Consider the following 1639-nt stretch of genomic DNA (forward strand, 5'->3'; position numbering starts at 1 on the left):
GAACTCGTCACTGAACTTCCTAGGCATGATCCAATCCTCCTCTAGAAACGATCGGAACTAAACCCAGGACACTTCATTCCGACCGGCGACAATAACCCCATGCCAGCCGCGAAAGAACTCACCCCGCGCCAACGCACCGTCCTGCAATGGGTCGTTGACGGGTGTCCCACCGACCCTGAGGTGCCTTCGACGTACAAAACCACCGCCCGCACACTTGAAGGCCATGAGCTCGTCAAGGTCAAAGGCCACGGCAAGACCTGGCAAGCAACAGCCACCGAGCGCGGCAAGCGGGTGCTGGCAGGGAAAGAACCGCTCCGGAGACCGAAACGAAAACGCGGTACGGCACCCGGGGCGGTGGTCGCCTCGCCGATTTATGCTCCACCAGAGCCACCACCTGCGAGCGAAGTAGCACTGGACGCGCGGGTGACCGACTTGCTCGAAGACTTGGTCGCCTCTCAGCGTGGGTGGGTTGTCAGGCGCGTAGAAAACCGCGACGTGGCACGAGCCGACTGGGACCCCGTCGAAAAGTGGGTCAAAGGACCGCGGAAAGACCTTGTCCCAGACGGCAAAGAGTTCATGCTCGAATGGCGCTCCGACTCGTGGCACTTCGACTCTCCCGTGACGGTGACCGCTGCGTTGCTCGACACGGACGAGTGGGTGTCACCAGACCCAGGACCTGTCCTGCGGGGAGAAGTTGAGGTTCGCAAATTCCACCCGGCTATCAACCGGCTTCTGCGAACCTCTAAGTGGTACAGCGCAGAGACGAAGCAGCGTGCGAAGTTGCTCCTGCATGTCGTTGTTGCCGAGGCACAAGCCCGCGGGTGGAGCGTGACGGCACACGACACCGAGGACTACAAGGGCAAGAAGGTGCTGGAGAAAGTCACGCTCGACACCGACCACCGCTCATATGAAGTGTGGGCCAGCGAGCGCGAAAACAACGTCGAGCGGCCGCCGACGAAGAAGGAGGTCAAAGCCTACGAGGACTCGCTGCGCTGGTCGTACAACAAGGGCAAAGAAATGCCGAAGTACTACGTCAAAGAAGGCACAGGCCTGGTGTCTCTCACTGTCGGTTTCACCAGGCGTAACGACACCCCTGCGAAGCCGACGCGGCTAAATTCGGTGCTCGGAGACTTCTTTGCTGACGTCCACCGCAGAGAGCAGTGGTACGCAGTGGTGGAAGAGCGAGATCGACTTGAGGCTGAGCGCCGGCAGCGCCGACTCGACAAGGCAACGGAGCTCGCCCGTGTCCACCACCGGGAAGGTGAGCGTCACAAGGTACTTCTCAGGCGCGTTGAGGTCTGGAAAGAGCGGCGGGAAATTGAGGAGTACCTCGACGCGCTCGAAGGCGTTCCAGAGGCCGAAGAGTGGCTCAACTGGTGCAGGGAACGACTGACCAAGACCAGCGCTTTGGGCGAAACCGACTTGCCCATGGCCGTCCCCTTTGACGAGCACGAGAACCGTGGGCTGATTGCAGCGTTCGAGCAGCGGTTGCCAGAGGACGAGAGCCAGTGGTGAGACGCGGCTGTCGCAAGGCTGGGTTCCGGGGGCGGCAGTCGTTTCGGGTGAAGTGTCCTGGGTTTAGTTCCGATCGTTTCTAGAGGAGGATTGGATCATGCCTAGGAAGTTCAGTGACGAGTTC

General features: G+C 60.6%; 1 protein-coding gene. It reads left to right on the top strand.

Annotated elements, in window-relative coordinates; genetic code table 11:
- The first annotated feature begins 99 nt into the window (after window positions 1-99).
- Complete coding sequence (locus tag KBX19_RS11230) at window positions 100-1515, top strand: hypothetical protein (protein WP_255999051.1); 1416 nt, start codon at window positions 100-102, stop codon at window positions 1513-1515.
- Window positions 1516-1639: the final 124 nt, after the last annotated feature.

The sequence above is a fragment of the Corynebacterium sp. CCUG 71335 genome (assembly GCF_024454075.1).
Lineage (GTDB): Bacteria > Actinomycetota > Actinomycetes > Mycobacteriales > Mycobacteriaceae > Corynebacterium > Corynebacterium genitalium.

Bases quoted from the DNA above. Each gene is read 5' to 3' on its own strand.
- KBX19_RS11230 (WP_255999051.1), top strand. From the start codon at position 100: ATGCCAGCCGCGAAAGAACTCACCCCGCGCCAACGCACCGTCCTGCAA.